The organism is Spirillospora sp. CA-142024 (assembly GCF_050942325.1).
In the GTDB taxonomy this organism is placed as follows: Bacteria; Actinomycetota; Actinomycetes; order Streptosporangiales; family Streptosporangiaceae; genus Spirillospora.
The window spans coordinates 6,935,434-6,960,878 of record NZ_CP192077.1; the positions used below are offsets into that span (position 1 = coordinate 6,935,434).

Annotated in this window: 24 protein-coding genes; 8 read left to right on the top strand and 16 right to left on the bottom strand. The window is 72.8% G+C overall.

The window, feature by feature from the left end:
* Positions 1–8 precede the first annotated feature (8 nt).
* Positions 9–629: a hypothetical protein gene (locus ACQPZP_RS32755; RefSeq protein WP_433473559.1), complete on the bottom strand. Its 621-nt coding sequence runs from the start codon at positions 627–629 to the stop codon at positions 9–11.
* Positions 630–671: 42 nt separating this feature from the next.
* Positions 672–1,625 (bottom strand): hypothetical protein, encoded by a 954-nt coding sequence (locus ACQPZP_RS32760; protein WP_433473560.1) that lies wholly within the window; start codon positions 1,623–1,625, stop codon positions 672–674.
* 133 nt (positions 1,626–1,758) lie between these two features.
* Between ACQPZP_RS32760 and ACQPZP_RS32765 the strand changes: the two genes are divergently transcribed.
* From ACQPZP_RS32765 to ACQPZP_RS32775, 3 genes are all read left to right on the top strand, one after another.
* Complete coding sequence (locus ACQPZP_RS32765) at positions 1,759–2,871, top strand: sensor histidine kinase (RefSeq protein WP_433473561.1); 1,113 nt, start codon at positions 1,759–1,761, stop codon at positions 2,869–2,871.
* A complete protein-coding gene (locus tag ACQPZP_RS32770) occupies positions 2,868–3,530 on the top strand; it encodes a response regulator (protein ID WP_433473562.1) in 663 nt (220 codons plus the stop codon). The genes ACQPZP_RS32765 and ACQPZP_RS32770 overlap by 4 nt, the downstream gene beginning before the upstream one ends.
* 81 nt (positions 3,531–3,611) lie before the next feature.
* On the top strand, positions 3,612–3,863 hold the full coding sequence (locus ACQPZP_RS32775; RefSeq protein WP_433473563.1) for a hypothetical protein: 252 nt from the start codon (positions 3,612–3,614) through the stop codon (positions 3,861–3,863).
* A gap of 5 nt (positions 3,864–3,868) precedes the next feature.
* On the opposite strand, the gene ACQPZP_RS32780 is transcribed toward ACQPZP_RS32775, so the two are convergent.
* Both ACQPZP_RS32780 and ACQPZP_RS32785 read right to left on the bottom strand, forming a co-directional pair.
* Positions 3,869–4,489: a class I SAM-dependent methyltransferase gene (locus tag ACQPZP_RS32780; RefSeq protein ID WP_433473564.1), complete on the bottom strand. Its 621-nt coding sequence runs from the start codon at positions 4,487–4,489 to the stop codon at positions 3,869–3,871.
* Positions 4,490–4,528: 39 nt separating this feature from the next.
* Positions 4,529–5,992 (bottom strand): carboxyl transferase domain-containing protein, encoded by a 1,464-nt coding sequence (locus ACQPZP_RS32785; RefSeq protein WP_433473565.1) that lies wholly within the window; start codon positions 5,990–5,992, stop codon positions 4,529–4,531.
* 101 nt (positions 5,993–6,093) lie between these two features.
* Between ACQPZP_RS32785 and ACQPZP_RS32790 the strand changes: the two genes are divergently transcribed.
* Positions 6,094–7,515: an amidase gene (locus ACQPZP_RS32790; RefSeq protein ID WP_433473566.1), complete on the top strand. Its 1,422-nt coding sequence runs from the start codon at positions 6,094–6,096 to the stop codon at positions 7,513–7,515.
* Here ACQPZP_RS32790 and ACQPZP_RS32795 read toward each other — a convergent pair.
* Positions 7,512–8,876 carry a sensor histidine kinase gene (locus tag ACQPZP_RS32795; protein WP_433473567.1) on the bottom strand — a complete coding sequence of 455 codons (1,365 nt, stop codon included), beginning with the start codon at positions 8,874–8,876 and terminating at the stop codon, positions 7,512–7,514. The two genes, ACQPZP_RS32790 and ACQPZP_RS32795, sit on opposite strands and share 4 nt — an antisense overlap.
* 435 nt (positions 8,877–9,311) lie before the next feature.
* On the opposite strand from ACQPZP_RS32795, the gene ACQPZP_RS32800 reads away from it, so the two are divergent.
* Positions 9,312–10,541, top strand: coding sequence for a serine/threonine-protein kinase (locus ACQPZP_RS32800; RefSeq protein ID WP_433473568.1), 1,230 nt, complete (start codon positions 9,312–9,314; stop codon positions 10,539–10,541).
* 6 nt (positions 10,542–10,547) lie between these two features.
* Here the strand turns inward: ACQPZP_RS32800 and ACQPZP_RS32805 are convergent, their stop codons facing one another.
* On the bottom strand, positions 10,548–11,684 hold the full coding sequence (locus ACQPZP_RS32805) for a PP2C family protein-serine/threonine phosphatase (protein WP_433473569.1): 1,137 nt from the start codon (positions 11,682–11,684) through the stop codon (positions 10,548–10,550).
* Between the two features lie 142 nt (positions 11,685–11,826).
* Between ACQPZP_RS32805 and ACQPZP_RS32810 the strand changes: the two genes are divergently transcribed.
* Complete coding sequence (locus ACQPZP_RS32810; protein ID WP_433473570.1) at positions 11,827–12,048, top strand: hypothetical protein; 222 nt, start codon at positions 11,827–11,829, stop codon at positions 12,046–12,048.
* Positions 12,049–12,069: 21 nt separating this feature from the next.
* On the opposite strand, the gene ACQPZP_RS32815 is transcribed toward ACQPZP_RS32810, so the two are convergent.
* The 8 genes from ACQPZP_RS32815 to ACQPZP_RS32850 all read right to left on the bottom strand — a co-directional run bounded on the left by ACQPZP_RS32815 (position 12,070) and on the right by ACQPZP_RS32850 (position 18,008).
* Positions 12,070–12,546 (bottom strand): ribose-5-phosphate isomerase, encoded by a 477-nt coding sequence (locus ACQPZP_RS32815; RefSeq protein WP_433473571.1) that lies wholly within the window; start codon positions 12,544–12,546, stop codon positions 12,070–12,072.
* A 43-nt stretch (positions 12,547–12,589) separates the two neighbouring features.
* Positions 12,590–13,576 carry a hypothetical protein gene (locus tag ACQPZP_RS32820; protein WP_433473572.1) on the bottom strand — a complete coding sequence of 329 codons (987 nt, stop codon included), beginning with the start codon at positions 13,574–13,576 and terminating at the stop codon, positions 12,590–12,592.
* A gap of 71 nt (positions 13,577–13,647) precedes the next feature.
* On the bottom strand, positions 13,648–14,592 hold the full coding sequence (locus ACQPZP_RS32825; protein ID WP_433473573.1) for an ATP-binding protein: 945 nt from the start codon (positions 14,590–14,592) through the stop codon (positions 13,648–13,650).
* A gap of 103 nt (positions 14,593–14,695) precedes the next feature.
* Positions 14,696–15,454: an energy-coupling factor ABC transporter ATP-binding protein gene (locus ACQPZP_RS32830; RefSeq protein ID WP_433473574.1), complete on the bottom strand. Its 759-nt coding sequence runs from the start codon at positions 15,452–15,454 to the stop codon at positions 14,696–14,698.
* Positions 15,451–16,215: a cobalt ECF transporter T component CbiQ gene (gene cbiQ / locus ACQPZP_RS32835; RefSeq protein ID WP_433473575.1), complete on the bottom strand. Its 765-nt coding sequence runs from the start codon at positions 16,213–16,215 to the stop codon at positions 15,451–15,453. Before cbiQ ends, ACQPZP_RS32830 begins: the two co-directional genes overlap by 4 nt.
* The gene (locus ACQPZP_RS32840; protein WP_433473576.1) at positions 16,215–16,571 is read right to left on the bottom strand and encodes a PDGLE domain-containing protein; all 357 of its coding nucleotides are present in this window, start codon (positions 16,569–16,571) and stop codon (positions 16,215–16,217) included. Before ACQPZP_RS32840 ends, cbiQ begins: the two co-directional genes overlap by 1 nt.
* Before the next feature lie 10 nt (positions 16,572–16,581).
* The gene (locus ACQPZP_RS32845) at positions 16,582–17,295 is read right to left on the bottom strand and encodes an energy-coupling factor ABC transporter permease (RefSeq protein WP_433473577.1); all 714 of its coding nucleotides are present in this window, start codon (positions 17,293–17,295) and stop codon (positions 16,582–16,584) included.
* Between the two features lie 122 nt (positions 17,296–17,417).
* Positions 17,418–18,008, bottom strand: coding sequence for a mycothiol-dependent nitroreductase Rv2466c family protein (locus ACQPZP_RS32850; RefSeq protein ID WP_433473578.1), 591 nt, complete (start codon positions 18,006–18,008; stop codon positions 17,418–17,420).
* A 194-nt stretch (positions 18,009–18,202) separates the two neighbouring features.
* Between ACQPZP_RS32850 and pepN the strand changes: the two genes are divergently transcribed.
* Both pepN and ACQPZP_RS32860 read left to right on the top strand, forming a co-directional pair.
* Positions 18,203–20,737, top strand: a complete 2,535-nt coding sequence (pepN, locus tag ACQPZP_RS32855) for an aminopeptidase N (RefSeq protein WP_433473579.1) — start codon at positions 18,203–18,205, stop codon at positions 20,735–20,737.
* 63 nt (positions 20,738–20,800) lie between these two features.
* The gene (locus tag ACQPZP_RS32860; RefSeq protein WP_433473580.1) at positions 20,801–21,796 is read left to right on the top strand and encodes a hypothetical protein; all 996 of its coding nucleotides are present in this window, start codon (positions 20,801–20,803) and stop codon (positions 21,794–21,796) included.
* Here the strand turns inward: ACQPZP_RS32860 and malQ are convergent.
* Both malQ and ACQPZP_RS32870 read right to left on the bottom strand, forming a co-directional pair.
* On the bottom strand, positions 21,777–23,885 hold the full coding sequence (gene malQ, locus ACQPZP_RS32865) for a 4-alpha-glucanotransferase (protein WP_433473581.1): 2,109 nt from the start codon (positions 23,883–23,885) through the stop codon (positions 21,777–21,779). The genes ACQPZP_RS32860 and malQ overlap by 20 nt on opposite strands.
* Positions 23,886–23,913: 28 nt before the next feature.
* On the bottom strand, positions 23,914–25,338 hold the full coding sequence (locus ACQPZP_RS32870; protein ID WP_433473582.1) for an amidase: 1,425 nt from the start codon (positions 25,336–25,338) through the stop codon (positions 23,914–23,916).
* Positions 25,339–25,445: the final 107 nt, after the last annotated feature.

The window sequence follows — 25,445 nt, forward strand, 5'->3', positions numbered from 1 at the left end:
GGTGACGGTCAGGGCGTGTGGGCGTGGCGGCGGCGGTGGTAGGCGTACGTGACGGCGGCCAGTAGCGGTCCCCATGCCACCAGCGGCAGGTATGCGGCGGCGCCGAGCACGCCCCGCCAGTCACGGAAATGGATGGGGAAGTTGTCCGCCAGCGGACGCCCCTGAATGGTCTCGTGGAAGACCAGGCAGTTCACTATGGACACCGTCCACATCAGGGTCAGGATCGTGGCGCCGACGACGGCCGGGATCACGGCCGCCTTGACCGGCACACGCCGGCCCCGCAGCCCCGGTATCCAGCGCGGGAACACCTCGCCCCAGGCGGCGATCAAGCCGACGGCGGTGAAGGCGACCGCTTCCGAAAGGATCGACAGCAGCACCACGTAAGCCTCCATGGGCATCCAGCCCGGGAGGTCGCCGCGTCCTCCGTCGGCGAAGTCGCCGTGGTCGACGATCGGCAGGTGCAGGGCGAACGCCGCGATCCGCCACAACCCGGAGGGCAGCACGGTGAACGGGATCGCCGGCGCGGCGATCCGCGCCCAGCGCGGCACACCGGCGACCGGGGCGTGCGCCGCGATCCAGGCTTCGCGCAGCCGCGCGAACGGAGCCGATGGTGTGGTCGCAAGGGTCATCGCAGCCTCTTCCGCAAGCAGTCCGGCCGGGCAACCCAAAGATCACGCACACCGGCCCCCCGTCTGCTCCCCCGCCGGCACCGACTCCCTCCCCCGCACGGGGGAATCCCCGCGTCCGGCAGGCCCTCTTCGGGGCTTCCGGGCGGTTCTGGCCCAGCGGGTCTTCTTGCCGGGCTTGAAGACGGAGAGGATGACGGCCGTCCAGAGCAGGGCCGTGTAGAGGAGCATGCAGAGGATCAGGGTGAGGCCGGTGCCGCCGGGGTCCGCGGCGGGATCGGCGGTGCGGGTCTGGAGTTCCTTGATCCAGGTGCTCTGGATTATCGCCATGACCGGGATGACCAGGGCGATGACGAGTTTGAGCAGGACCCACCAGTGTTTGATCACTCCCCAGGGCGTGCCCAGGGACACGACCAGGCCGGTGGTGATCGCCATGACCATGCTCGGGATCACGATGGTCAGGTCGAAGACGTGCATCAGCTCGTAGGCGCCGTGGCGCACCGCGCGGTCCTTCACGGTGGCGCCCGCGACGGCGAGGGTCGTCATCGCCAGGGCGAGGCCGAGCCAGCCGACGCTGATGCCGACGTGCAGCGTCAGCCAGACGCGGCGGGCGCGTCGCTTCAGTTGCGGGAAGCGGGGGCGCATCCGGACGACGATCAACGTGCAGAAGACCATGCCGCCCAGTTGCTCGGGACCGCCGCCGAAGCTGAAGACGAACTGGGCCGGGACGAACAGGAGATGGAACACGATCAGCGTGCGCCGGGCTCCGAGCCGGGCGGCGGCCAGTGTCAGCGCCGCGGCCAGGATGTATCCGAACATGGCGGACGTCTTGATGGCCGGGTAGGACGTCTCGTCGCGCATCCACAGCAGCACGGCCGCGACGGCTGAGAAGACGCTGAAGGCGAGTTGCGCGGCGGGCCTGGTCCCACCGGGCGGAACGGTTTCGTGAAGGGCCTCGGACGGCCGGGGCGGTGCCGGCCGGGCGGTGCTTCTGGACATGCGATCCACGGTGGACGCGGGCATGGGGCCGGCACATCGGCCGATGCCCGCTTTTCGGATCGGCGAAGTCCCGGATGCCGCGTACAACCTTCTATGGATGACCGCCAGAAAGAGCGCGGTTAACGTGATGCTCATGAACCGGGCGACGGCGGTGAACGCGGTCCTGGCGCTCGCCGTCGCCGCGAGCACCGCGTCCGGCGATCTCGGGGCGGGGCGGTCGATCGGCGACCAGAGCATCGTCTCCTTCCGCTGGGATCCGCCGCTCTGGTTCTCGATCCCGCTCGGCCTGGCGGCCGGGGCCGCGATCTGGTCGCGGCGGCACCGGACGCTCGTGGCGGTGGCGCTGGCCGCGTGGGTGACGCTCGGGGCGTTCGTCGCCGTGAACGTCGCGCAGTACCGCTTCGCCGAGCACGCCCGGTCGAGACGCGCGACGGCCGCCGCCACGGCGGTCGCCTCCCTGGTGGTCGGCGCCGGGATCTGGCGTCTCGGCGGGCCGGACGCGGCCGTGCCGCTCACCGCCGCGATCTGCCTCGCGCCGGCGCTGCTCGGCCTCTACGCCGGAACGCGCCGCGAGCTGATCGCGGGCATGCGGGAGCGGGCCGAACGCGCCGAGCGGGAGCAGCACGAACGCGTGCTGCGGGCCCGCAGCGACGAGCGCGCCCAGATCGCGCAGGACATGCACGACGTCGTCACGCACCGGGTGTCCCTGATGGTGCTGCACGCGACGGCGCTGGAGGCGTCCGAGGGACGGGACGCCGCCGCGATCGGCAAGCGGATCGGCACCATCGGGCGGGAGGCCCTGGCCGAGCTCCGCTCGCTGGTGGAGGTGCTCTGCACCGACGGCGACGCGCCGCTCGTCCCGCAGCCGGGGCTCGCCGACCTCGCCGGCCTGGTGGAGGACTCCCGCCGGACCGGCATGCGGGTCACGCTCCGGCTGGTGGACGAGCAGGGTTCGCGCCCGCCCGCGCTCGTCGAGCACGCCGTGTACCGGGTCGTGCAGGAGGCGCTGACGAACGTCCACAAGCACGCCGGGGACGCCGAGAGCGCCGTCGTCGTCCGGCGGACGCCCGAGGCGCTGCACCTGTCGGTGACCAACGGCCGCGCCCGGGCCCCCGTGCCCGGGCTGCCGAGCGGCGGCCACGGCCTGCTCGGCATCGCCGAGCGCATCAGGCTGCTCGGCGGGGAGCTGACCGCCGGCCCGACCCCGGACGGCGGCTACCGCGTCACCGCCGAGGTCCCGCTGTGATCCGCGTCCTGATCGTCGACGACGAGTGGATGGTGCGCGCGATGCTCCGCACCATCATGGGGACGGCGCCGGACATCACCGTCGTCGGCGAGGCGTCCGACGGGAACGAGGCCGTCCGGGAGGCCGCGGCACATCGTCCGGACGTCGTCCTGATGGACATCCGCATGCCCCGCGCGGACGGTCTGACCGCCACCGAACGCCTGGCCGGATCCCACCGCGTCGTCGTCCTGACCACGTTCGATCTGGACGAGTACGTCCACACCGCGTTGCACCACGGCGCGGTCGGCTTCCTGTTGAAGGACGCGTCGGCACAGGAGATGCTGACCGCCGTCCGCAGCGCGGCCCGCGGCGACGCGATGCTCTCGCCCAAGGTGACCCGCCGCCTGCTCCGCCGTTTCGCCGACGCGGGACGTTCCGACGCCGAGGCCAGGCTGCGGCCGCTCACCGCCAAGGAACGCGAGGTCCTCGTGGCCGTCGGCGGCGGCCTGTCGAACACCGACATCGCCGCGGCCCTCCACATGAGCGAGGCGACCGTGAAGACCCACGTCAGCCGCATCCTGACGAAACTGTCGCTCACGAACCGCGTCCAGGCCGCCGTCCTCGCCCACCGCGCGGGTCTCCTCGACCCGCCGCCCGGACCCGAAACCGGCGCGCAGTAAAGGATCACAACCATGCGGCGGGTGGAAGCGGTGTGACAAACTGTGCGCGAATGAGCGAAGGGACCAGAGAAAGCGAACGACATGGCCGACAAAGCCGCGCTGGCCGGCTCCACCGGGAACGTCCCGGATCTCGCCACGGGGGAGGCCGGGTGCGGGCTGCCCAAGCTCGCCCGCTGCGCCCTCGTCGGGCTCATCATCGTCGCGGCGGCCGCGGTGCTCGCCTCGTTCGTTCCCCGCGGCCACCGTGGTAGACGCCGGCTCCCCCGTCAGCATCCCTGGCAGCGCGCCCGAGTCCACGTCGAGGCGGCCAGGGCCGCCGCGTACCGTCCCTGACGCCGTCAGCGCTTGCGGAGCAGGATGTGCCCTGCCGGGGAGTGCTCGTGCTCGTGCATCGGACGGCGTAGCAGGCGGGCCACCTCGGTGAAACCGGCCTGGCCTCCCAGGTCGGCGATGCGGTCGATCGGCCAGCGGTAGGCGGGGGCGACCTTGTGGTCGAAGGGGTCCGGCTCGTCCCCGTCGGTGGACTGGAAGGCGAGCAGGAGAAGGCCGTCCGCGGCCAGGACCCGGTGGAACTCGGCGAAGACCGCCGGGAGGCGCGCGGGTTCCATATGGATGAGCGAGTACCAGGCGAGGGCACCCGCGAGACCGCCGTCCGGGAGGTCGAGCGCCGTCATGGAGCCCTCCTCGAAACGAAGGTGCGGGTTGTCGGCGCGGGCCTGGGCGATCATCGCGGGCGACAGGTCGATGCCGGAGGCGTCGAGCCCGAGGGTGTCAAGCAGCGCCGTCACGTGGCCGGGGCCGCAGCCGAGGTCGGCGACCCGTCCGCCCGCCGGGACCATCTCCGCGAAGGCGATGATCAGCGAGCGGTCCAGGGGAAGGTCGTCGAGGGAGTTGCGGAAGAGGTCGGCGTAGAGGGAGGCGACGGCGTCGTAGCCCGCCCGTGTGACGGTCTCGGTCATGACGCCCGACTGTAGCGGCGGTCGCCCCGGCGAGCGGAGTCAGCGGTAGCGGGCCTGCCGCGCGGCGGGGCCGGCCGGGGTCAGCCCGGACAGGCCCGCCTCCACGGCCGCGGCGGCCCGGCGGCAGAACGGCCCGGGCTCGTCCGCCGCGTCGGGTCGCTCGTCGACGAGCGCGTCCGCGAGGCCGCCGCGCAGCAGGTCCGCCGACCGGACTCCCTGCTCCTCGGCCATCTCGCCCGCCCGGTCCGGGGTCCGGTGGACGATCAGCGCGGCGCCCTCCGGCGGGAGCGGGGCGAGCCAGGCGTGCCGGGCCACGAGCACCCGGTCGGCGGGCAGCAACGCCAGCGCCGCGCCGCCGGTGCCCTCGCCGAGGAGCAGGCAGAGCGTCGGCGCGGGCAGCGTGATGAGATCGGCCAGGCAGCGGGCGATCTCGCCGGCCAGCCCGCCCTCCTCCGCCTCCGCCGACAGGACGGCGCCGGGCGTGTCGACCACGGTGACCAGCGGCAGGCCCAGCTCGGCGGCCAGCCGCATCCCGCGCCGCGCGACGCGCAGGCCGGCCGGGCCGAGCGGGTGGCCGGTGCGCTGGCTGTGCCGGTCCTGGCCCACCAGGACGCACGGCGCCGCACCGAAGCGTGCGAGGGCGAGCAGGAGCCCCGGGTCCGCCTCGCCCTCGCCGGTGCCCGACAGCGGGGTGACGTCCGAGGCGCCGTGGCGGAGCAGTTCCCGGACGCCCGGACGGCCGGGCCGGCGCGACCGTTCGATCGAGTCCCATGCCGTCCCCTCCGGCAGGGCGCCCTCGGGCAAGGCCGAGGGGGTGGAAGGCGGCCTTTCGCACAGGACGTTCAGGGCGCAGGACGCCACCTCGGCGAGATCGTCGATGCCGACCACGGCGTCCAGCAGCCCCTTGGCGGCGAGGTTCTCGGCGACCTGCACACCCGGCGGGAACGGCTCCCCGTTCAGGCCCTCGTACACGCGCGGGCCGAGGAACCCGATCAGCGCGCCGGGCTCGGCGGCCGTGACGTGGCCGAGCGACCCCCACGAGGCGAACACCCCGCCGGTCGTGGGATGCCGCAGATAGGCGAGGTAGGGCAGCCCGGCGGCGCGGTGCGCCATGACGGCGGCGGTGATCCGGGCCATCTGGACGAACGCGGCCGTCCCCTCCTGCATGCGGGTGCCGCCCGAGGACGGCGCGGCGAGCAGCGGCAGTCCCGCCGCGGTGGCGCGCTCGACCGCCGCGACGATCCGGTCGGCGGTGGCGAGGCCGATCGAGCCGGCGAGGAAACGGAACTCCGACACGACGAACGCGACCCGGCGTCCCCGCAGCAGGCCCTCCCCGGTCAGGACGGCCTCGTCGCAGCCGCTGCGCTCGCGGGCGGCGGCGAGATCCTTCCCGTACGGGGAGGCGGGAGGCGGCGAGCCGCCGGGCGGGACGTCCCAGGACGTCCAGGCGCCCCCGTCCAGCACGCGGCGCAGCAGCTCCCGCGCTCCGGCACGTTCCGTCACGGGACCCCTTCCCTCGGTCTCCCTTGCATGATGACCTCAAGGCGGGCCCCTCCGGCATCCGGGGTGGACACTGGGGAGGAACCCGGCAGAAGGGAACGCACGTGTCCGAAGAGATCTGTTTCGCGTCCGCCCGTGAGCTGGCGCGCCGTGTCCGCGCCCGCGAGCTGTCGGCACGCGAGGTCGTGCAGGCCCATCTCGACCAGATCGAACGGACGAACCCGCAGGTCAACGCCATCGTGACGCTGGTCGCGGAGCGCGCGGCGGAGCAGGCGCGGGACGCCGACGAGCGGCTGGCGTCCGGGGAGCGGCCGGGCCCGCTGCACGGCCTGCCCATCGCGCACAAGGACACGCACGCCACGGCGGGCATCCGCACCACGTCCGGCTCGCCGATCTTCGCCGACCACGTGCCGGACACCGACGAGCTGGTCATCGAGCGGATACGGGCCGCCGGAGCCGTCACGCTCGGCAAGACGAACACGCCGGAGTTCGCCGCCGGGTCCCACACCTTCAACCAGGTCTTCGGCCTCACCCGCAACCCCTACGACCCGTCCCGGTCGGCCGGCGGAAGCAGCGGCGGCGCGGCTGCCGCGCTGGCGTGCGGCATGCATCCGCTCGCGGACGGCGGCGACATGGGCGGCTCGCTGCGCAACCCCGCCTCGTTCTGCAACGTCGCCGGGTTCCGCCCGTCACCCGGACGGGTGCCGTCCTGGCCGGTGGCGGCGGGCTGGTCGACGCTGGGCGTGCAGGGCCCGATGGCCCGCGAGGTCGCCGACGTGGCGCTGCTGCTCTCGGTGCTCGCCGGCCCCGACCCGCGCAGCCCGATCGCGCTGGACACCCCCGGCTCGGCGTTCGCCGTGCCGCTCGACCGGGACCTCGCCGGGCTCCGCCTCGCCTGGTCCCCCGACCTCGGCGGGACGGTCCCCGTCGACCCGGCCGTCACCGGCGTCCTCGAACCGGCCGTCAAGGTGTTCGAGGAGCTGGGCTGCGCCGTCGAGGAGGCGGCGCCCGACCTCACCGGGGCGGACGAGGTGTTCCGGACGCTGCGGGCCTGGCACTGGGACATCACCCTGCGCCCGCTCCTGGACGAGCGCCGCGCCGACTTCAAAGCGTCCCTGGCGGCGAACATCGACGCCGGCCGCTCCCTCACCGGCGCCGACCTCGGCCGGGCCGAGACGCTGCACACCGCGCTGTTCCACCGCGTCCGCGCGTTCTTCGGACGGTACGACGCGCTGCTCATGCCGGTCAGCCAGGTGCCGCCGTTCGACGCCGGAACCGAGTACCCGGACGAGGTCGCCGGGCAGCCGATGCACGACTACCTCGAATGGATGCGGTCGTGCTTCCTCATCTCGGCGACCGGATGCCCCGCGCTGTCGGTGCCCGCCGGGTTCACCTCGCACGGGCTCCCGGTCGGGCTGCAGATCGTCGGGCCGCACCACGCCGACCTCGCCGTCCTGCGGATCGGGCACGCGTTCGAGCAGGCGACCCGGCACGCGGCGCGCCGACCGCCGCTCGCCCGGGGCTAGAGCTCGTCGCGGGGAATGCGCAGGACGAACCGGGCGCCCTGGTCGCTGTCCGCCGCGACGAGGGTGCCGCCGTGCGCGCGGGCGATGTCGCGGGAGATCGTCAACCCGAGCCCGGTGCCGCCGCGGTCCCGCTCTCGGCCCTCGGGAAGCCGCTGGAACCGCCAGAAGATCCGCTCACGGTCCTCCGGCGCGATCCCGGAACCGTCGTCGCGGACCTCCAGCACGGCGTCCGGCCCGTCCACGGCCACACTCACCCAGACCCGCGACTTCGCGTGCCGCTCGGCGTTGTCGAGCAGGTTCGTCAGCAGCCGGACCATGTGGTGCGGGGTGACCCGGGCCACGACGCCCTCGCCCGCCGCGATCTCGATCGGGACCCGGCGGGGCCGCCGCCCGGCCTCCACCCGGACCAGCTCGCCGAGGTCGACCCGCTCCCGCGGCACGTGCACGCCCGCGCCCAGCTTCGCCAGGATGAGCAGGTCGCTGACGATGCCCTGCAGCCGGTCGGCGTCCGCGAGAGCCGCCCGCGCGACCGCCGGCCAGTCCTCGTCCTCCGGATGCTCCAGCGCCACCTCCAGCTGGGCGCGCAGCCCGGTCAGCGGGCTGCGCAGCTCGTGCGAGACGTCCGCGACGAAGGCGCGCTGCCGGGAGAGGACGTCCTCCAGCCGGTTCAGCGTCACGTTCACCGACTCGGCCAGTTCGGACACCTCGTCGCCCGGGCCCGGGACGGTCACCAGGCGGTCGGCCCCGCCCCCTGTGATTTCCACCAGCTCGGCGCTCATCACCCGCACCGGACGCAGCGCCCGCCGCACCGACAGCGACACGATCCAGCCGACCGCGGAGGTGGCGACGACGGCCGACCCGACGAGCAGGCCGATGAGCAGCCCCTTGTAACGGGCGAACGTGGTGATGGGCGCCCCCACGAAGACCTTCCGGTCGCCGCTGGGCGTCCGCACCCGCTCGGTGACGAAATAGACCTCGGTGTCCCCCCGCATCTCCACGGTGTGGTACTCGGGGCGGCCCGGCACCCGCGAGACCGGCACATGCAGCGGACCACGCCCGTGCAGGGACTCGCTGGCCGCGAGAATGTCGCCCTCGGCGTCCAGCACCTGGAGGAGCGTGAAGTCGGGATCCTGGACGTGCAGGGTGCCGCGCGGGTCGGTCTCGCGGACGAGCGTGGCCAGGTCCGACGCGGCGAAGGTGCCGCGGTCGTGCAGTCCCTGGTAGACGGTGCTCCGGAGGGCCTGGTAGAAGAGCACGACGCCGGTGATGAGCATGACGGCGACGATCAGGGTCGCTGCGAGGGTCACGCGGGTCCGCACCGACCAGCAGGACGGCGACAGCAGGTCCCCGAGTCTCGGCACCCGGCGCTTCTCCCCCCTTCCGGCTCGCACGCGGCGGCCGGGTCCGCCGCGTCCCAGCGCCGGGGGGTGAGCGCAGAACTGGATGTTACCTGCCCATTGCCCTGCGAAACATCACCACATACCGGTCCCGGAATCCCGTGGAAGGGCGCCGGGGAAGGTGGCCGGTGCCCGCGTGGACGGCGCCTCCCACCCCTGGGGAGCCGTGCACGCGGACACCGCCTTCAGTGCCGCCAGCCGCCCGCCACCCGCGCGCCGAGGAGGATCCGACGGGCCGGGCCGTGCTGCCGAACTGTTCCCACTCTGCACGCCCCCGATGCACGGGGCGCTACATCGACGTGACGATCACGTTTCCGCACTTCCTCCGCGAACCCGCCATAATTTGCCGTCGAACGGGGATGGACGGGCAGGAGAAAGAAGGGGGACCGGGAACAGCGCATGGAGGCAGACATCCGCCCGCTCGAACCCGCCGACCCGCGTGAGGTCGGCGGGCACAGACTGCTCGGGCGGCTCGGGTCCGGCGGCATGGGGACGGTCTACCTCGGCGCCGACCCGGTGTCCGGCGGCCGTGTCGCGGTGAAGACGATCCATCCGCACCTGGCCGGCGACCCCTCCTACCGGCGGCGGTTCAAGGACGAGGCGTACCTCGCGAGCCGCGTCGCGTCGTTCTGCACGGCGCGGGTCCTCGCGCACGGCGAGGAGGACGGCCGCCCCTACCTCGTCACCGACTATGTCGGCGGGATCTCGCTGCACGACCGGCTCGCCGACGACGGGCCGCTGCCGCCCGCCGACCTGCACGGCGTCGCCGTCGGCGTTGCGTCGGCGCTCGCCGCGATCCACGCCGCGGGGCTCGTGCACCGCGACCTCAAGCCCGCCAACGTGATGCTCACCCTGTCCGGCTGCCGCGTCATCGACTTCGGCATCGCGCGCAGCCAGGACTCCCCGAGCATGACCGCCGCGACCGGCAAGCTCCTCGGCACCCCCGGCTGGATGGCGCCGGAAGTGCTCGTCGGCGGGCCCGCGACCCCGGCCGCCGACATCTTCGCCTGGGGCTGCCTGATCGCGCACGCGGGGACGGGACGGATGCCGATCGGCGGCGACCCCGCGACGCTCCGCACCGCCGCCGGGGACCCGGACCTGTCCGGGCTGCCGGAGTCGCTGGTCCCGGCCGTCCGGTGGGCGCTGGCGAAGAACCCGGCAGAGCGCCCGACGGCGTCCGACCTGCTGCTCGCCCTCGTCGAGCAGCAGCCCCGGCCGGCCGACGCCGAGGCCGACGCGGCCCCGGCGCCTCAGCCCCTGGTGCCGCGTCCGTCGGCGCCATGCGCGCCGGAGCCGGACGATCGCGAGGAGACCGACACCAAGGCGTTCACGCCGCCCGGGGTGGCGGGCGCCAGGTCGTCCACGCGCACCCGGCTGCTCGCGGGCGCCGGCGCCGCGGCGGGCACCGTCCTGATCGGGGCCGTCCTCATCGGGCTCGCGCAGGGCAGGAGCCACCACCCGCCCTCCCCCGGCACGCCGGTTCCGCCCACGCCGGCGGTCTCCGCCACACCGACGAAGGGGGCGGGCGTCGTCAAGCCCGGGGCGTCCAAGCGGCCGCCGCCGAAGACGCACAAACCGAAGTACAAGGCGAAGCACGGCCAGCAGAAGGGCAAGCACAAGCGCGGCTGAGCGCGCTCAGTGGACCCGGCCGGCGTCGGTGCGCCAGATCAGGACGAGGGCGCAGTCGTCGTCGCGGGTCGCGGACATCGTCTCCACGAGTTCGCGCGCGCCGGTGCCGAAGCCCTGCGGGACGAGCCGCTCCGCCTCGCCGAGCAGCCGGTCGATCCCCGCGTCGAGATCGCTGCCCGGGGACTCCACGAGCCCGTCGGTGTAGAGGAGAAGCGCGTCGCCCGGCCGCAGCTTCCCCCGCTCTGGGACGCAGTTCAGGTCGGGGACCACGCCGAGCACGACGCCCTTGGCGGAGCTGACCCGCCAAGCGCCCGTGCCCGCGTCGAACTGGACGGCGGGCGGATGCCCCGCCGACTCGACCGTGTACTCCCCCGACTTCAGGTCGACCACGACGTGCACGGCCGTGACGAAACCCTCGTCCCATCGCTGACGCTGCAGGTAGGTGTTGCACGCGGGCAGGAAATGGCCCGGCTGGACCGATCCAAGAAGCCCACCGAAGGCACCGGACAGCATCAGTGCCCGCGTTCCGGCGTCGGTGCCCTTCCCGGACACGTCGACCAGAGCTACCTCCAGCGAGTCGCCGTCGGACGCCGACACCACGAAGTCCCCGCCGAACGAGGACCCGCCGGCCTGCAGCATGACGACCTGCGTGCGCCAGCCGTCCGGCAGCTCGGGCATCTCGCCGTGCCGCCGCAGCCGGTCGCGCAGCTCCAGCAGCATCGAGTCGCCGCGCAGGCCCTGCACGCCGAGCTGCTGGCGGGTCCGGGCGAGGGTGAGCGCGAGCACCGCGGTGATCGTCAGCGTCGCGATCATGCCGGGACCGATCGTGTCGAAGTCCTTCCAGGCGTTGTAGGCCGCGATGGCGACCACGACGCCGAGCAGCGCGACCAGGCTCCGCACCTTCAGCAGCAGCCCGCCGCCCACCACGATCAGCACCAGGGCGCCGGACGGGGCGAGGCCGCGCGAGTCGCTGGACGTGGCCAGCCCGATCGCGATCGCGAGGACCGCCAGCGCCGCGAAGACGTACCGTTCCCTGGTCAGCTTGCCACGCCTCAGCCACCGGTAGAGCAGCACGAGAAGCGGAATCTTGCGCAGCACGTCACGCACTCTCGGCGGAAGGAACTGCACCAGTCGTTGAAGCATGACTCCGGCACTGTACCGACCCTTGCGCCCGGCCGGTCAGTGTCTGCGGGTACCGGTGACTTATCGCGACGGTCCGATTACGCAATCTCCGGGTATGTGAGGCTTCAAGGCACGGATGATCTCTCCGGGAGAGGAGCGGCACATGGTCCAGCCGGGCATGCGGATCACGGTGGACGCGGCGATGCGGGCTCGGGACGTGTCACGCCTGCGGCCCGAGGGCGAGGAGCCGCGCCCCGCCCGGGGATCCGGAGGCGGTCCGGGCGGGAACGGCGAGTCCGCGAAGCGGACCAAGGCCGCCAAGAACGAACGGCGCCGCCTCGGCAAGCGCGGCGGCGCCCGCAAGCCGCCGGAGAACGGGCTCTAGCCCCGCGGTCGGCGCTCGTGGTCAGCCCTCGCGCGGCAGCGGGGGCAGTTCGCCGGTGCTCTCGTAGTCGGCGAGCATCCTGATCCGGCGGGTGTGGCGCGGTTCCTTGGAGTAGGGCGTCTCGATGGACAGCTCCACGAACCGGGTCGCGGTGCCGAGGTCGTGCTGCCGTGCGCCGAGCGCGATGACGTTCGCGTCGTTGTGCTCGCGGGCGAGCGTGGCGGTGTCCTCGTTCCAGACCAGGGCGGCCCGGACGCCCTTGACCTTGTTGGCCGCGATCGCCTCGCCGTTGCCGGACCCGCCGATCACGATGCCGAGGGTCCCCGGCTCCGCCGCCGTCCGCTGGGCGGCCCGCAGCACGAACGGCGGGTAGTCGTCGACGGCGTCGTACTCGAACGCGCCGCAGTCGACGGCCTCATGCCCGTTCTCCTTCAGCCAGGAGACCAGGTGCTCCTTCAGCTCGAAGCCGGCATGGTCGGATCCAAGAAACACGCGCATGCGCCCGATTCTCGCAGGCCCGGGAAGTGCCCGCGCGCCGGGGTCAGCCGTCGTCGTCGTCCCGCTTGCGGTCGATGATCGTCCGGTCGGCGAGGTCGAGGTCGTCGTCATCCGGCGGGCTCTCGGGCGGGCTCTCGGGCCCGCTCCCGGGCCGGTTCTCAGGCGGGTTCTCCGGGGCTTCGCCGGAGGCGTCGTCCGGCGCGTCCTGTGGAGGCTCGTCCTGTGGAGGCTCGTCCTCGCGCGGGGCCGGGGCGGGCTGCTCCAGCGGCGGCGCGGACGGCTGCTGCGGGACGGGCGGGGCGCCGAACTGCCCCGGCTGCCCCGGTTGCTGCGGGACGGGCGCGGCGCCCCAGCCGTGCTGCGGCGGCTGCCCCTGCGGCGGGACGTACGGGACCGCCGACGGGTGCGGCGGCTGCATGGGCTGCGGGTAGGGCTGCTGCTGCATCGGCATGCCCGGCTGCGGCGCGTAGGGCTGCGGAGGACCGTAGGGCTGCGGGGGCGGCGGGCCGCCCTCGCGGGGACGGGTGAGGAAGAACCCTGCCAGCGCGCCGAGCCCCGCGAGCCAGCCGAACGCCAGTCCGAAGGACGCCCCCTGCCCGATCGTGGAGAAGGTCATCCGGCTGAGATGGCCGTGCAGGTCGTACGCCCAGTTCGCCAGCGGGCCGGCCACGAGCCCGGACGCGCCGCCCGCCACCACCGTGGCCCACCAGCCGATGATCACCGCGCCGAACGGGGAGCGGCCCGGGTCGGCGAGCCGGGCGCCCGCCACCACGAGCAGGACCAGCACGCCGAAGAAGATCAGCAGGCTGAGGTCGGCCGTCACCACCTGGCGCCAGTCCAGCCCGTCGCGCGGCGTGAACCGCCAGCCGAGCATGAGCATCCAGGACACCAGCGGGCCGATGCCCTCGTCGAACTCGAAGTCGCTCTTGATGATCGCGTCGACGACCCATTGGTTGCCGAAGACCAGGGACAGAAGTGCCAGGGGAGCCAACGCGCCGCCCGTCATCGCGAGCATCCGCCGCATCGTCATGGCGGGCAGGGTAGTGCCCATTCGTCTCCGCCGGTAGGCCCCGGACTACCCGGGGTAGCGTCGCACGGACGTCACGGAGCGGACGCGGGGAAGCGGAAGCCGGGGTCGACCTGCGCTTCGAGGTCCTCCCCCGCCGCACGGCTCGCCCAGCTCCGCGCGTTCTTCACATGGAACTCGACGGCCTGCCGCTGGAACCTGTCCCAGTCCTTGACGCGGCCGTCCACCTCGGCCCGCATGCGGTCGAGGGCGGCGACGTTGCCGTCCTCCAGCACGGCACCGTGCCGGCCCTGCTCCAGCGCCCGGACGGCGGCGGACTGGCCGAGCCACGTCAGCAGGTCGGCGCCGACGTGCTCGCGCAGGTAGGCGACGTCCTCCTCGGACTGAACCTTGTTGCCGACGACGCGGATGGCGACGTCGTAGTCGCGGGCGTAGTCGGTGTACTGGCGGTAGACGCCGACACCCTTGCGGGTGGGCTCGGCGACCAGGAACATCAGGTCGAACCGGGTGAACAGCCCGGACGCGAACGTGTCGGCGCCGGCGGTCATGTCGACGACGACGTACTCGCCGGGCCGGTCCACGAGGTGGTTGAGGTAGAGCTCGACCGCGCCGGTCTTGGAGTGGTAGCAGGCGACGCCGAGATCGTCGTCGTTGAACGGACCGGTGGCGAGCAGCGTCACGCCGTCCACCTCCTGGCCCGCCTCGTGGAAGGGGTCGTCGCCGCGGAACCGCAGCAGCCGCGACCCTGCGCCGGGCGGGGTGGTCTTGGCCATCGCGGACGCCGAGGAGATCCGGGGGTTGTCGCCGCGCAGATGCTCCTTGAGCTCGGTGAGCCGGTCGCCGAGCGCGGGGATCTTGGCGGCGCGGGCCTCGTCCAGCCCGAGCGCCACGCCGAGGTGCTGGTTGATGTCGGCGTCGATGGCCACCACCGGCAGCCCGCGCCCGGCCAGATGCCGGACGAACAGCGACGACAGGGTGGTCTTGCCGCTGCCGCCCTTGCCGACGAACGCAACCTTCACGAATGCCTCATTTCGGATATGAAAACCGTTACCAGTGTCGAGACATCGAAGTCTTGCGAAGGACGAACGGCGAGGCAAGCGGAACGGCCGAAGAGCCGGTGATTCAGCCGCGCAGGGACGCGCCGGCGGGGTCGAAGCCGAACGGGAGCTCCAGCCGGTGCGCGGCGAGCAGCTCGGCGTCGGTGAGCAGGTCCCGGGTGGGCCGGTCGGCGGTGATCACGCCGCCGGAGAGGATCACCGACCGCGGGCACAGCTCGGCCGCGTACGGGAGGTCGTGCGTGACCATCAGGACCGTCACGTCCAGGCTCAGCAGGATCTCGGCCAGTTCCCGCCGGCTCGCCGGGTCCAGGTTGGAGGACGGCTCGTCCAGCACGAGGATCTCCGGCTCCATCGCCAGGACGGTCGCGACGGCGACGCGGCGCCGCTGCCCGAAGCTGAGGTGCTGCGGCGGCCGGTCGGCGACGTCCAGCATGCCGACGCGGGCCAGCGCGTCCCGGACCCGGCGGTCCAGCTCGGCGCCGCGCATCCCGAGGTTGGCGGGGCCGAAGGCCACGTCCTCGCGGACGGTCGGCATGAACAGCTGGTCGTCGGGGTCCTGGAAGACGATGCCGACGCGCCGGCGGATCTCCCGCAGCGCCTTCTTGTCCTTCGGGTCGACCGCCAGGCCGCCCACCCGGACCTCGCCCAGCCCGCCGTGCAGGATGCCGTTCAGGTGCAGGACGAGCGTGGTCTTCCCGGCGCCGTTCGGCCCGAGCAGCGCGACACGCTCGCCGCGTCCGATCGTCAGGTCGACGCCGAAGAGCGCCTGTGTGCCGTCGGGGTAGGCGTAGGCGAGGCCCTGCACTTCCAAGGACGGGGTCATGGCGCCATCCAAGCAGCAAGCGTGACAAGGGCGGCGGCCAAGGGGAGCGCGGCCGCGGCCGTCCACTGCACGGCAGTCGCGCCCACATCGTGAATGACGGGCATGCGGCCGTCATAACCACGGCTCACCATGGCCAGGTGAACGCGCTCCCCCCGCTCGTAGGAGCGGAGGAACAGCGCACCGACGGACTTGGCGAGCACCCCGGTCGCGCGGATGTCGCGCGCCTCGAAACCGCGGGACGCCCGCGCCACCTTCATCCGCCCGAGTTCGGCCGTGACGACGTCGCCGTACCGGAGCATGAACGTGGCGATCTGCGTGATGAGCTGCGGCATCCGCAGCCGCTCGATGCCGAGCAGCAGCAGCCGGGGCTCGGTGGTCGCGGCCAGCAGGATCGACGCGACCACGCCGAGAGTGCCCTTGGCGAGCACGTTCCAGGCGCCCCACAGCCCGCTCTCGCTCAGCCGCAGCCCGAGCACCGTGATCCGCTCCCCGTTCGCGACGAACGGCATGAGGAACGCGAACGCGACGAAGGGCACCTCGATGACGATCCGCCGCGCGACCGTCCCGAACGGGACCCGGGAGACCGCCGTGACGGCCGCGAGCAGCAGCGCGTAGGCGCCGAAGGCCCAGATCCGCTCGCGCGGAGTGGCCACCACCAGCAGCACGAACGCGAGGACGGCGACGAGCTTGCACTGCGGCGGCAGCCCGTGCACCCGCGAGGCGCCCGGCACGTAGAGCCGGTGCGCGTGACCCGCGCCCATCAGCCCTTCCGGGACGTCTCGGACGGCACCTTCTCGTCCTGCTCCGTGGCCGTTTCCGGGCCGGCGGAGCCGCGCCGCCGGACGCCCCAGAACAGTCCCCCGCCCACGAGCAGGACGACGCCGACGCCGATCACGCCGGACAGCCCGCCGGACAGCCGCGCGTCGCCGACGCCCTTGACGCCGTAGTCGCCGAGCGGGGAGTCCTTGAACGAGTGGTCCTTCTCCTTGGCGCTGATGCCCTTGTCCGCGGCGACCTTCTCCAGGCCGTCCGGGTCACTGCTGGCGTAGTAGCTGACGATCCCGGCGAGGACGAGCGAGACGAGCAGGAATCCGGCGAAGAACCGCTTGGTGGTCATGGGTGCCTCCTCAGGCCCGGGACGGCGCGGCCGGGCCGTCCGCCTTCTGCTCGGCGGTATGCAGTCGCAGCGGCTTCAGCAGCCCGCGCGCCCCGTAGACGAGGTCGGGCCGGACGGCGAGCACGCTGGACACGGTCACGGCGGTGATCAGCGCCTCGCCGATCCCGATCAGCACGTGCACGCCGATCATCGCGGTGGCGACCTTGCCGATAGAGACGTCCGCCGTCCCGCCGATCGCGTAGATCAGCGTGAACATGACGGCGGCGGCCGGCACCGAGACGACCGCCGCCACGAACGACGCCGCGGACACGGCCGCCCGCGTCTTGGGCAGCACCCGCAGCAGCAGGCGGAACAGCCCGTACCCGACGACGACCGTGACCAGCGCCATGTTCGTGATGTTGACGCCGAGCGCGGTCAGCCCGCCGTCCGCGAACAGGAGGGCCTGCATGAGCAGGACGACCGATACGCACAGCACGCCCGTATACGGACCGACGAGGATCGCGGCGAGCGTCCCGCCGAGCAGGTGCCCGCTCGTCCCGGACGCGACCGGGAAGTTGAGCATCTGCGCGGCGAACACGAACGCGGCGGTCAGCCCGGCCAGCGGCGCGGTGCGGTCGTCCAGCTCCCGCCGGGCGCCCCGCAGCGCGACCCCGACCCCGGCCACCGCGACCGCGCCCGCCGCGATCGACACCGGCGCATCGATGAATCCGTCCGGTACGTGCACGACTGAACCACCCCTACCTGTTCGCAGCTGGCAGGACTAGTTTGTCGGCACACGGCTGGTTGTTGCAACATGCTCGCAATAGCAACCCATATGTGACTCGCGAGCAAGCATGCGGTCCTGGCCTAGTCGAAGATGGGGTCCCTCGTGCGGGTGCGCTTGAGCTCGAAGAATCCGTCCGTGCCGGCGACGGCGAGGACGCCGTCGAAGAGCTTGACGGCGGCTTCGCCGCGCGGGATCGGGGTGACGACGGGGCCGAAGAAGGCGTGGCCCTCGACCTCGATGACCGGGGTGCCGACCTCCTGGCCGACGCGGTCGATGCCGTCCTTGTGGGAGGCGCGCAGGGCTTCGTCGTACTCGGCCGACTCGGCGGCGCTCGCGAGCGCCGGGTCGAGGCCCGCGGCGGTCAGCGACGCCTCAAGGAGCTCCCGGTCGAACTTCTGCTTCTCGTGGTGGCGGCGCGTGCCCAATTCCGTGTAGAGGCGTCCGAGCACCTCGGGCCCGTACTTCTGCTCGGCGGCGATGCACACGCGGACGGGGCCCCAGGCATCGGCGAGCATTCGCCGGTAGCCCTCCGGTATGTCCTTGTCCTCGTTGAGCACGGCCAGGCTCATCACATGCCAGCGCACGTCGATCGGGCGGAGCTTCTCGACTTCCAGGATCCAGCGCGAGGTGATCCAGGCCCAGGGGCACAGAGGATCGAACCAGAAGTCCACGGGGGTTGAAGCGTCCTTAGCCAACGTCGCCTCCTAGAGCGGGGAAAACGGGGTCCTTGAATCGACAACCAGAGCATGACCGTCCCGATTCCCGGCGGCGCGAGGTATCCCAAGGCCGTGCCGGGACGGGCCGGATCGGCCTCCGGTTGGTAGACATGAGGGCACCAAGCGATTAACCCGACCAAGGAGTTCATGTGGCAGGCAACCTCACGCGCGACGAGGCGCGGGAACGGGCCCGGCTGCTCACCGTCGAGTCGTACGCGGTCGACCTGGACCTCACGACCGGTGCGGAGCGGTTCGGCTCCGCCACCGTGGTCAGGTTCGGGAGCGCCGAGACCGGCGCGTCCACCTTCATCGACCTGCACGGCGCCGTCGTGCGGGAGGTGACGCTGAACGGTAAGGCCCTGGATCCGTCGTCCTACGACGCCGAGAAGGGCCGGATTCCGCTGCCCGGACTGGCCGCCGACAACGAGCTCCGGGTCGTGGCCGACTGCGAGTACTCCCGCTCGGGTGAGGGCCTGCACCGGTTCGTGGACCCGGTCGACGAGAGCGTGTACCTGTACTCGCAGTTCGAGACGGCCGACGCGCACCGGATGTACACCTGCTTCGACCAGCCCGACCTGAAGGCCACCTTCGAGCTGACGGTCAAGGCGCCGGAGAACTGGGAGGTCGTCACCAACGAGCTCCCCGAGACCGCGGAGGGCGGCACCTGGCGCTTCCTGCCGACACCGGAGATCTCCACCTACATCACCGCGCTCGTCGCCGGGCCGTACCACGTCGTCCGGGACGAGCACCGCCGCGACGACGGCACCGTCATCCCGCTCGGCGTCTACTGCCGGGCGTCGCTGGCCGAGCACCTCGACGCCCCCGCGATCGTGGACGTGACCCGCCAGGGCTTCGCCTACTTCGAGAAGGTCTTCGGCCGCCCGTACCCGTTCTCCAAGTACGACCAGCTGTTCGTCCCCGAGTTCAACGCGGGCGCGATGGAGAACGCGGGCTGCGTGACGTTCCTGGAGGACTACGTCTTCCGGTCCCGGGTCACCGACGCGGCCTACGAGCGGCGCGCCGAGACGATCCTGCACGAGATGGCGCACATGTGGTTCGGCGACCTCGTCACCATGCGCTGGTGGGACGACCTCTGGCTGAACGAGTCGTTCGCCACGTACATGAGCGTGCTGTGCCAGGCGGAGGCCACCAAGTGGAAGGGCTCGTGGACGACGTTCGCGAACCTGGAGAAGGCGTGGGCGTACCGGCAGGACCAGCTGCCGTCCACGCACCCGATCTCCGCCGACATCCCCGACATCCGCGCGGTCGAGGTGAACTTCGACGGGATCACCTACGCCAAGGGCGCGTCCGTCCTGAAGCAGCTCGTGGCCTATGTCGGCCTCGACAACTTCCTGGAGGGGGTCCGGCGCTACTTCGACCGGCACGCGTGGGGCAACACCGTCCTCACCGACCTGCTGGGAGCGCTGGAGGAGACGTCCGGACGGGATCTGGCGTCGTGGTCGAAGGAGTGGCTGGAGACCGCGGGAGTCAACACGATGCGTCCGGAGTACGAGGTGGACGCCGACGGCGCCTTCTCCTCGTTCGCCGTCTTGCAGGAGGCCAAGGCCGACTACCCGACGCTGCGTTCGCACCGTCTCGCCATCGGCCTGTACGACCGGACGGAGGACGGGCTCGTCCGGCGTGACCGGGTCGAACTGGACGTGGTCGGCGCCCGCACCGAGGTCCCGCAGCTCGTCGGCAAGAAGCGTCCCGACCTGGTGCTGATCAACGACGACGACCTCACGTACGCCAAGATCCGGCTGGACGAGCACTCGCTGAAGACGCTCATCGAGCACATCGGCGACGTCAAGGAGAGCCTGGCGCGGGCCCTGTGCTGGTCGGCGGCGTGGGACATGACGCGCGACGCGGAGATGGCGACGCGCGACTACGTCCGGCTCGTGGCGAAGGGCATCCGCGGCGTCACCGACATCTCGGTCACGCAGACGCTGCTGCGGCAGGCGCGGACGGCCGTCCAGCAGTACGCGGACCCGGCCTGGCGCAAGGAGGGCCTGGCGCTGCTGGCGGACACCCTGTCCGACCTGGCCCGCGAGGCCGAGCCCGGCTCCGACCTCCAGCTCGCCTACACGCAGGCGTTCACCGCGTCGGCCGTCAGCGACGCGCACCTGGCGTTCGTCCAGGGCCTGCTGGACGGCTCGCAGGCCCTCGACGGCCTCACGGTCGACACCGACCTGCGCTGGGCGCTGCTGCGCCGCCTCGTCATCACCGGCAAGGCGGGCGAGGCCGAGATCGACGCCGAGCACGAGCGGGACAAGACCGCGGCCGGCGAGCGGCACGCCGCGGCCTGCAAGGCCGCGATCCCGACCGCCGAGGCGAAGGCGAGCGCGTGGGAGCGGATCGTCGCGGGCGATCTGCCGAACGCCGTCTACCGGGCGACGTTCAGCGGCTTCGTGGAGCCCGACCAGGCCGACCTCCTCGTCCCCTACGTGGACCGGTACTTCGCCGAGGTCGGGCGCGTCTGGAAGGAGTGGAGCAGCGACATGTCCCAGACGTTCGCCGAGGTCGCCTACCCCTTCCTGGTGATCGAGCAGTCCACGATCGACCGCACCGAGGCCTACATCGCCGACGAGAAGCCGCCGGCGGCGCTCACCCGCCTGCTGTCGGAGGGACGCGACGGCGTCGCCCGGGCCCTGCGCGCCCGCGCGAAGGACGCCGCCTCGTCCTGACCAGCTGTCCTTGACCCCCGTGACCGTGCGATCGTTGCATGGTCACGGGGAGAGGACGGCGACGTGGAGACGGCTCGGGACGTTCTGACGGCACTGGCGCGGCGCTATGCGTTCGGGGACCTGGAGGCCCTGATCACGGAGGGCACCCTGGCCGCGGACGGAGGCTCCAGCGCCGTCGCGGCGCTCTGCGCGTTCGGGCAGCGCGTCCTCGACCTGGACGCCGAGGACTTCGGCATGCCCGAGGACGTCGGCGAGGTCCCGCAGGACCTCCTCGACCGGGCCCGCGCCAGCCGGATGCCGCAGGCTCCGCGGGAGCGTCCCCGCGGAGCGCTCGCCAGCCTGCGGCCCGCCTACGCCCTGCTGCTGGAGGTCATCGCGATCCGCTGGCACCGCCGCGACATGGCCGCGCTCGTCGCCGCCGTCCACATCGCCGGCGAGTACCTGCCGATGCTGGCCTGGGAACCGGTCCTCGGCCACGCGGGCGACCCGGCGCTGATCGGCGCGGCCGTGGACGGCGAGGGCAGCCGCTTCGGCGTCACCGTGGAGCCCGGCTCGCCCCGCATGTGCGACCACACCCGGCCGGAACGGTCCGCCTGCGAGCGGACCCTGCGCGTCGCCAAGGAGCCGCCGCCCGGCTGGCGGGCCTACCTCGACCGCCAGCACAGCCAGGTCGCGTCCGCGCTCGGCGTCTGCGCCGCCCGCTGCCGCACCCCGTGCACCGTGGTGACCCGCCTGGACGACCTCGTCCGCGCCGGCCTCGCCGAACGCTGCAGGCTCGCCTCCGACTTCACCGACGGCGCCCTCGTGAAGCTCCGGCACGCCGCCCCGGTCGGCCACGGGTTCGGCGTCCCGTCCCCGGAGGAGGTGCAGACGGCGTGGGCGCGCTCCCGCAGGTCGCTCTCCCACCACCCGCTGGGCAAGGCGGCGCTGGCGGACGCGGACGACTCCTATCCGCTCCCGGGCCTTCCCGCCCTCTTCTCCGCGATCGCCACCGCCGATCTGCACCCCGACACGCTTCTCCACGACGTCACGAAGCGCATCATGTCGACTCTCGCGTGAAGAGGGTGAGCGCGTCCCGCGTCTTGAGGTCGTCCAGGAGGACGGGCCGGCCCTCCGCGTCCGCCAGCGGGACGCGCCAGTTCGGGTACTCGTCGGTGGTGCCCGGCTGGTTCTGGGTGCGGCGCTCGCCCACGGCGTCGGCCAGCGAGATGCCGATCAGGCGGGCCGGGGTGCGGGTCAGGAAGTCCTGCAGTGCGGTCACGATCCGCTCGTCGTAGGCGGTGGAGCCGTCCGCCAGGGCCTGCATGACCTCGGCGGGCGGGGCGGAGAGCAGGTTCTCGGTGTGCAGGACGGTCAGCCAGTCGTTCAGCCGGCGGCGGTGATCGTCCTCCTCCTCGGCCCGGGAACGGGTCAGCAGGCCGAGCCGGTCGCGGAGATCGATGTGGTCGCCGTGCACGAACCCGGTGATCGGCGGCATGTCGTGGGTGCCGACCGTCGCCAGGGAGAGCTCCCGCCATCGGCCCGGAGGCTTGGGACGCCCCTGGTCGTCGCGCTCGAACCAGAGGAGGGACGTACCGAGGACGCCGCGGTCGGCCAGCGCCTCCCGGACCTCCGGCTCGACGGTGCCGAGGTCCTCCCCCACGACCGCCGCGCCGAAGCGCTCGGCCTCCCAGGTCAGGCAGCCGAGCAGCGCGTCCCGGTCATAGCGGACGTAGGTGCCGTCGGCGGGGGACGCACCCTCGGGCACCCACCAGAGGCGCGACACCTGCATGGCGTGGTCCAGGCGGATCCCGCCGGCGTGCCGCAGCGCGGCGGCCGCCATCTCGCGGAACGGCCGGTAGCCGGCGAGGGCGAGCGCGTCCGGCCGCCACGGCTGCTGGCCCCAGTCCTGGCCGCGCTGGTTGAACTCGTCCGGGGGCGCCCCGACGCTCATCCCGGGTGCGTAGAGATCGCGGTACATCCAGGCGTCGGCGCTGCCGTGCGGCACCCCGACCGCCAGGTCGTGGACGATCCCGACCGGCATCCCGGCGTCCCGGGCCGCCCGCTGCGCCGCCGCGAGCTGGCCGTCCAGGCGCCACTGGAGCCATGCGTGAAAGTCCGCCCGGCGGTCGTACTCGCGGGCCTCCACCACGCCGCGGTCGCGGGCGTTCCGCAGGCGGGACGGCCAGCGCCGCCAGTCCGCGGTGCCCTGCTCCTCGCTGATGGCGCACCACGTGGAGAAGCTTCCGAGCGCCGGCTGTTCGCGCCGGCGGAACGCCTCGAACTCCGGGTCGCGCTCCCGCCGGAGGCGGTACATGGTCTCCAGGGCCTCCAGCTTGGCGGCCCACACCGCGTCCCTGTCCAGCAGCCCTTCCCGGCCGCGCAGCTTGGCCGCCAGGGATGCGAACCGCGCCCTGTCCTCGACAGGGAGGTCCGCGTACTCCGGCACGTCCTCGACCCGCAGATAGATCGGCGAGGGGAAGCGGCGGCTCATCGGCGAGTACGGGGACGGCCCGATCGGCGGGACCGGCTCCGTCGCGTGCAGCGGGTTGACCAGGACGAAGCCGGCGCCCAGCTCCCGGCCGCTCCAGCTCGCGAGGTCCGCGAGGTCGCGCAGGTCGCCGAGTCCCCAGGACGCGCCGGACCGGACCGAGTACAGCTGCGCCGTGAACCCCCATGTGCCGGGCGGCGGGCGCAACGAGGACGGCGCGACCAGCAGCATCGTGTACTGCCACCGGGCCCCGCGCCGCACGCGCAGGTGATGCCAGCCCGGCGGCACGTCCGGGTCGTCCGCCAGCGGCTCGAACGTCCGCTCGGACGGGGCGTCGTGAGCCTGCGGTGGGGCGAGGACCTCGTCCACGCCGAGCTTGATCTCCACCTCGGCGGCCTCGTCCGGCTCCAGATGCCGCCGCAGCGCCGCGACGATCCGGCCGCCCGTCCCGCCGTGCGCGTGGCGGACCACGATGTTCGGCGGAAGCCCGCGCGCCCGTTCACGCCGGCGGTCCAGTTCCGCCCGGACGGCGGCCGGGGTCGAGGCGTCCACCCCGAGAGCGGCCAGGACGGCGACGAGCGTGCCGGGCGAGACCGCGGTCTCCTGTCCGCGCCAGTCCGCGTACCGCGTCGCGACCCCGTGCTGCCCGGCCAGCCTGATCAGTTCGTCGTCACCCACGCCTGCACCATGCCCGGTGCGGCGGTGCTCACGCCGTCCAGATCGCGGGCTTGCGGCCGATCCAGGGGCGGGCCTCTTCGAGCTGTGCGGACAGCGAGATCAAGGTGCCCTCGCCGCCGAGACGTCCGGCGAGCATGACCCCGATGGGCAGTCCCTCGTCGTTCCAGTGCAGTGGGACGTTCACGGCCGGCTGCCCGGTGATGTTGTACATCGCGCAGAACGGGGTGAACTGCGCCTGGCGCCGGAAGTTCTCCGCGGGCTCCTGGTCGTGGAAGTACCCGACCGGGACGGGCGGCATGGCCAGCGTCGGGGTCAGGATCGCGTCGAACTCGTCCATCACCGGGAATGCCGCGCGCAGCGCACCCTGCAGCGCGGCATGCGCTTGGAACAGCTCCGGCGCCGTTGTCCGGTTGCCGTACTCCCGCAGGTGCCGGGTCAACGGCTGAAGGAGGTGCTCGCTCTCCTCCGGAACTGGCGTCATCGTCGCCATCACGCCCCAGAGCGTCGCGAAGTGCGGGAGGAGGTCCGAGCCGAGGACCTGCGGAAGCTCCACTATCTCGTGCCCGAGTTCCTCCAGGAGTGCCGAAGCGTCCTCGTAGGCGGCGACACAGTCGGGGTGGACTTCGGCGTCCGGCACGGGCGGCTGAAGGCTCCGCGCGATCCGCAGCCTGCCGGGCGCACGGCCGGCGTGGGCGAGGAAAGGCTCGTCGGCCTGCGGCGCCCTGTACAGGTCGCCGGGCATGTGGCCCGACATGACGTCCAGGAGGAGGGCGGCGTCGCGGACGGTACGCGCGATCGGCCCGTTCGTGGAGAGCCCGAACAGGTCGGGGATGATCGGCCCCTGCGAGATCCGGCCCCGGGTCGGCTTGATGCCGAAGAGCCCGCAGACGCTGCTCGGGATGCGGATCGAACCGCCGCCGTCGCTGCCCTGCGCGACCGGCGCCAGTCCGGACGCGACCGCCGCCGCGGCGCCGCCGCTGGAGCCGCCCGCCGACCGGGACGGGTCCCAGGGCGTCCGGGCGGGAGGCGACACGGCGCCCTCGGTGTAGCAGGGCAGCCCGAACTCCGGCGTCGTCGTCTTGCCGAGGAGCACCGACCCGGCCCGCGCCAGCTTGGACACCACGTGGTCGTCCGCGAACCCGGTCAGCTCGGAGAAGACGGCCGAGCCGAACGTCATCCGGACGCCGTTCACCATGTTCAGGTCCTTGATCGGGACCGGGACGCCGTGCAGCGGGGGCAGCTCCGCCGGGTCGGCCGCGTCCGTCACCGCCTTCTCGGCGCGGCGCGCCTCCTCGCGGGCGCGCTCGGAGGTGACCGTCACGTAGGCGCCGACCTGCTCGTTCAGCCGTTCGATGCGGGCCAGGTAATGGTCGGCGAGCTCGACCGGGGATACTTCCCTGGTGCGGACGGCCGCGGCCATCCGGGTGGCGCTGAGGTCATGGGTTTGTGTCACAAACCGGAACGCTAGACGCCGTGTGCGCGGGCATCAAAGAGGGCAGACAGGACAACAGCGGTGGAAGGAGAGGAATACCGGCCTACCCGACCGTGCCGTAAGTGAAT

Bases quoted from the DNA above. Each gene is read 5' to 3' on its own strand.
- ACQPZP_RS32755 (WP_433473559.1), bottom strand. From the start codon at position 629: ATGACCCTTGCGACCACACCATCGGCTCCGTTCGCGCGGCTGCGCGAA.
- ACQPZP_RS32760 (WP_433473560.1), bottom strand. From the start codon at position 1,625: ATGTCCAGAAGCACCGCCCGGCCGGCACCGCCCCGGCCGTCCGAGGCC.
- ACQPZP_RS32765 (WP_433473561.1), top strand. From the start codon at position 1,759: ATGAACCGGGCGACGGCGGTGAACGCGGTCCTGGCGCTCGCCGTCGCC.
- ACQPZP_RS32775 (WP_433473563.1), top strand. From the start codon at position 3,612: ATGGCCGACAAAGCCGCGCTGGCCGGCTCCACCGGGAACGTCCCGGAT.
- ACQPZP_RS32780 (WP_433473564.1), bottom strand. From the start codon at position 4,489: ATGACCGAGACCGTCACACGGGCGGGCTACGACGCCGTCGCCTCCCTC.
- ACQPZP_RS32800 (WP_433473568.1), top strand. From the start codon at position 9,312: ATGGAGGCAGACATCCGCCCGCTCGAACCCGCCGACCCGCGTGAGGTC.
- ACQPZP_RS32805 (WP_433473569.1), bottom strand. From the start codon at position 11,684: ATGCTTCAACGACTGGTGCAGTTCCTTCCGCCGAGAGTGCGTGACGTG.
- ACQPZP_RS32810 (WP_433473570.1), top strand. From the start codon at position 11,827: ATGGTCCAGCCGGGCATGCGGATCACGGTGGACGCGGCGATGCGGGCT.
- ACQPZP_RS32815 (WP_433473571.1), bottom strand. From the start codon at position 12,546: ATGCGCGTGTTTCTTGGATCCGACCATGCCGGCTTCGAGCTGAAGGAG.
- ACQPZP_RS32820 (WP_433473572.1), bottom strand. From the start codon at position 13,576: ATGACGATGCGGCGGATGCTCGCGATGACGGGCGGCGCGTTGGCTCCC.
- ACQPZP_RS32830 (WP_433473574.1), bottom strand. From the start codon at position 15,454: ATGACCCCGTCCTTGGAAGTGCAGGGCCTCGCCTACGCCTACCCCGAC.
- cbiQ (WP_433473575.1), bottom strand. From the start codon at position 16,215: ATGGGCGCGGGTCACGCGCACCGGCTCTACGTGCCGGGCGCCTCGCGG.
- ACQPZP_RS32840 (WP_433473576.1), bottom strand. From the start codon at position 16,571: ATGACCACCAAGCGGTTCTTCGCCGGATTCCTGCTCGTCTCGCTCGTC.